The 3954-nt window shown below is 68.9% G+C and carries 3 protein-coding genes; all 3 read right to left on the reverse strand.

All coding sequences use genetic code 11. The features are described 5' to 3' along the window. Positions 1 to 1220: heavy metal-binding domain-containing protein (locus QMK33_RS23160; protein WP_283567002.1), on the reverse strand; the 1220-nt coding region annotated here is incomplete at its 3' end. Then, complete coding sequence (locus tag QMK33_RS23165) at positions 1213 to 2592, reverse strand: heavy metal-binding domain-containing protein (protein WP_283567003.1); 1380 nt, start codon at positions 2590 to 2592, stop codon at positions 1213 to 1215. The genes QMK33_RS23160 and QMK33_RS23165, both read right to left, overlap by 8 nt. Beyond that, positions 2570 to 3820, reverse strand: a complete 1251-nt coding sequence (locus QMK33_RS23170) for a TolC family protein (RefSeq protein WP_283567004.1) — start codon at positions 3818 to 3820, stop codon at positions 2570 to 2572. The genes QMK33_RS23165 and QMK33_RS23170 overlap by 23 nt, the downstream gene beginning before the upstream one ends. Positions 3821 to 3954 lie beyond the last annotated feature (134 nt).

Consider the following 3954-nt stretch of genomic DNA (forward strand, 5'->3'; position numbering starts at 1 on the left):
GGGTGGGCGGGCGCGGCTGGTAGCAGCACGTTGGCCTGGGCGCCGGGCCGCAGGCGGCCGCCGGGGTTGGGTAGCTCGATGCGGGCCAGCGCCACCTGGCTGCTGCCGCTCAGCTCGGGGCTGAGAAACACCACCTTACCGCGCAGCGGTTGGGCCTGGCCCGCCACCTGCACGGCCACCGATGTGCCCAGCGGCAGCCGTCCGGCCTCGGCGGGGTAGAGCTGGGCCTCGACCCACACGCGGCCCAGGTCGGTGAGGGTGAGCAGGGGCGTACCCTCGGCTACGTACTGGCCCTGCACCACGCTGAGCGACTGCACGGTACCCGTGCGCGGGCTGTAGTAGGTAACCAGCGGACTCGGCTGGCCGTTGGCCGCCAATTGCCGCAGCTGCCCGGCCGATACGCCCAGCAGCCGCAGCTTTTGGGCCGTGGCCTCGGCAAAGTGGCGGTAGGTGGGCCCGGCCACCAGCTGGTCCTGGGCCAGGGCCAGCACGTACTCGCGCTGCAAGCTTTGCAGCTCCTCGCTGTACACCGAAAACAGCGGCGCGCCCTGGCGCAATACCTGCCCGGTTTGGCGCACGTAGAGGCGGTCGACGCGGCCGGCCACGCGGCTGCTCACGCTGGCCGTGCGCTGAGCATCGGCCGTGACGGTGCCCGTGAGTACCGATTGGGGGGCTGGGTTGGTAGCTCCTTCTTGGTTATTAAACTCTTTATTATCAATAACTTGGGTTTGAATATTGCCCAGCTCAACTTGCTGGGCCGTGAGCACGAGGTCGGTGCTGGCGGGGTTTGCGCCGGGCATGGCGGCCATTTCGGCGGGCGTCATCTTTTGGGCAGCGGGGCGGGCCGAGGTTTTGACCAAATCCATGCCGCAGATGGGGCAGCTACCGGGCTCATTTTCATGCACCTGCGCGTGCATGGGACAAGTGTACACGGCGGCGGCTGGCTTGGCCGAGGCAGGTGCGGCGGCCACCGGCTTGGCCGGCACCGCGATTAAATCCATGTGGCAGATGGGGCAGCTGCCGGGGGCCTCCGCGTGAATTTGCGGGTGCATGGAGCAGGTGTAGTAGGCCACGCCGGGGGTGGCGCTGGCCGCCGCCTCGGGCTTGGTTTGCTGGCAGGCGGGGGTGCCCAGCAGCAGGGGCAGCGCCAGCAGCAGGAGCAGCCACCCGCGGCGGCGCGGCTGGCACCGGGGCCGGCGGAAGAGCTTCGCGTTAGTCATGAGCAGAAACGGTAGGGACGGCGGTTTGAGTAAACCCTTCGCTGTCAATTAAATACTGGCCATTGGCGGCCACGTCCTCGGTGCCGGCGAGGCCGCCGAGGACGTGCACCAGGCTGGCGGTGCGCTCGCCTACCTGCACGGGCAGCGGCACAAACGTGCCGCCGCGCCGCACAAACGCCACTTGCCGCGTGCCCAGGTCCACCACCGCGGCGCGGGGCAGCCAGAAGGTGCCAGTCATTGTGGACGCGGCCCCGGCTACCAGTTGCCCCGTGAGGCGCTGGCCGCGCCGCAAAAGCCCCTTGCTATTAGCCAGATACACGCGCACGGCCACCACGCTGGCCCCGGCCCGAAACTCGGGCTCTACCAAATCGAGGCGGGCCGTGATGGGTGGCAGGGCAGTGCCCTCGGCCACCACGCGCAGCGCCTGGCCGGGGTGCAGCCGGGCCAGCTCGGGCGGGGTGGGCTGGAAAACACCCCACACCTGGTCGGTATTTATTACCTGAAACAAGGCTTGGCCGGTGGTTACGTAAGTGCCTTCGGTGAGGGAGAGCTGGGTGGGCGCGGCCGGGGTAGCCGCGCCGCCGCCCGTGGCGCTGCCGCCCATGCCATCGGCCGCATCGGGGGAGGCTTCGGCGGGCGCGGCCGGTGCGGGCGCGTTGGCCACGGCGGTTTCGACCACGTAGCCGTCGTAGGGGCTGAAAATGGCCACCCGGTAGCTGGGCTGGCGGGTGCGGGCCAAGCCGCGCAATTGGCCGTCAGTCAAGCCTAAAAGACGCAGCTTCTGGCGCGCGCCGGCCAGGAGCGCGGTATTCGCCGCGTCGTTTTCCAGCAGGAAAATCAGCTCCTGCTCGGCCGTAACCAGCTCGGGGCTGTAGAGCTCCAGCAGCAGCTGGCCCTGGCGCACGGGCTGGTAGTTGTAGCGCACCAGCAGCCGCTCGATGCGCCCGCCGAAGCGCGCAGCCACGGCGCGGCTGCGGCGCGGGTCATACGCCACCACGCCGGGCAGAGTGAGGGTATCGGCGCCCGTGCCCGCGGCGGCGGGGCGCACCGTGGCCACGGCCGATAGCACGGCGGCGTTGGGCGCCTGGCTCACGCTGGTGAGGTCGGCCACGGCGGGCGCGCCGCCCGCGCCGGTGGCTTTGGGCACCAGGTCCATGCCGCAGATGGGGCAGCTGCCGGGGGCTTCGCGCACTATCTGGGGGTGCATGGGGCAGGTGTACTGCATGGCCGCGCTGGTGGCAACCGGGGGCGTGACGGCCACGTTGGCGGGGCCGTGGGCCTGGCCGTGGCAGCCGGCCAGCAGCAGCATTGCTACCGCCATTGTCCCCAGCCAGAGGCGGCGCAAAGGCTTATTGCTCAAGTTCCTGGGCATGGCGCACGGTGAGGGTGAGGAATTCATTCTGGGTATCGAGGTATTGCAGGCGGGTGAGGAGCCAGGTGTTGAGGGCTTCGACCACGGCGGGCAGCTGGGCGGTGTTTTGCTGGTAGGCCAGCAGCGTTACCTGGTAGCTTTTGCGCAGGGCGGGCAGGATGCCCTTCTCGTAGTTTTCGACCTGCTCGCGCTTGGTGGTGATGTCCGATTGCAGGGTGCTGAGGCGGCCGGCCGCGTCGTTGAGCAGGCTGGCGCGCTGCTGGCGCACGGCCTGGGCCTCGTAGCCGAGCGCGGCGGTATTGGCCCGGTACTCGCGGGCGGCCCAGGGCACCATCGGAATCGTGACCATGCCCATGACCGTGAACTGGTTGGGCGTGCTGCCGATGCCCCGCATGTGGTCGTAGCGCACCCCAAAGTCGGGCCGGCGGCGGCTGGTTTCCACCGCCTGGTTGAGGCGCACCACGGCCAGCGCCTGGTTGAGGCCGCGCACGTCGCTGCGGCGGCGGGCCAGGTCGGCGGTGTCGGGCGGCTGGTTGGTGGGGGGCAGGGCGGGCAGCAGGGTGTCCACGGCAAACTCGGTGGCGGGGTCGCGGGCCATCAACGTGTTGAGGGCGATGGTGTTCTGGCGCAGCTGGCCGTAGAGCACCGCGTGGTCGTTGCTGTGCATAGCCACCCGCGCCTGCACCTGGTAAATGCTCGCCAGCGAGGTCTGGTTATACGGGTAGCGCGCCTGGGCTATCTTCAGCAGAAAGTCGAGCAGCACTGAGCTCTCATCCAGCACGTTAAGCTTCTTCTCCAAAATTACGCGGCTATAGTACAGGGTGCGGGCCTGGGCGCGTAGCTCGTTGAACGAGGCCGCCTGGCCGGCTTGCTCCACGGCGGCCTGGCCGGCCAGGTAGGCGCGCTTGGCGCGCTGCTTGGCGGGGTTGGGCAGCGGTTGCTCTACCGATACCATCTGCATGCCCATGCCCTGGCCGTTGTTCATTTCCCTGATGGGGCGCTGGTTGTAGGGCGTCATCCAGTAGCCGGCGCTCACCTTGGGGGCTTCCCAGGTGTTGGCCCCGGCCACGGCGGCATCCTTGGCCTGCGCGCGGTAGCCGTACTGGCGCAGCGCCGGGTTGCGGCTTTCGACGGCGCGCAGGACCGAGTCGAGCGGGAGCACGCGCTGGGCCTGGGCCAGGGCGGGCAGGGTTAGCGTTAGGAGCAGGATTTTCAGGTAGTGGGTCATGGTCGGGCAGCCCCACCCCCCGGCCCCCTCCCCTGCGGGAGAGTGGGAGCCGAGTAGGCGTGAGCGTTTTTAGCTTTTTAAATGTTCATTTCTCTCTAAATAATCGTCAGGCTCCCCCTCCCCCGTAGGGGAGG

The sequence above is a fragment of the Hymenobacter sp. H14-R3 genome, assembly GCF_030063445.1.
Lineage (GTDB): Bacteria > Bacteroidota > Bacteroidia > Cytophagales > Hymenobacteraceae > Hymenobacter.